Raw genomic sequence first — 501 nt, forward strand, 5'->3', positions numbered from 1 at the left:
GGTTGTTCGTCAACTGTTGTTGGTGAATTCAAATATTAAAGTTCTAATCATTTCGTGATTAGGGCTTTTTTAGTATGAATGCGCAAAACGTAGAGCACACGGGTTCGGAAACGAAAAAAACCACGATAGCCAAAACCAGCTCGTTTGATCGCTTTAATCCGGTTATTTGTTCCTTCTAAGGGCCCGTTGGAATAGTGGTTAAGCAACGTCTGGTGAATTTCATCATGATGCTCTTGTAAGGTTTGGATGGTCGCCTGCATTTCTTCTGAACAACCGGTAGTTTGCCAAAAAGCGGCATTATAATTGGCCCAATCTCGGTTTTGAATTGCTGTCCGAATCTGGTTGAGGACTTCGTAAGTTCGCTTAAGCTCAGGATCTAAGGTTAATAGCTTGTGAACAACGTCAGTCGCGGCCATCCAATAGGGAAAATTCGTCCATTTATGAAAATGTTCAAAATTTAGTTTTTCTGTTGGCACAAGTAATAATTTCCAGTAACGCTTC

General features: G+C 40.9%; 1 protein-coding gene. It reads right to left on the minus strand.

The window, feature by feature from the left end; genetic code table 11:
- Nucleotides 1-47: 47 nt before the first annotated feature.
- The coding region (locus FC85_RS00005) for a transposase (protein WP_162255404.1) at nt 48-501 on the minus strand (454 nt) is incomplete at its 5' end.

The sequence above is a fragment of the Lentilactobacillus diolivorans DSM 14421 genome (genome assembly GCF_001434255.1).
Lineage (GTDB): Bacteria > Bacillota > Bacilli > Lactobacillales > Lactobacillaceae > Lentilactobacillus > Lentilactobacillus diolivorans.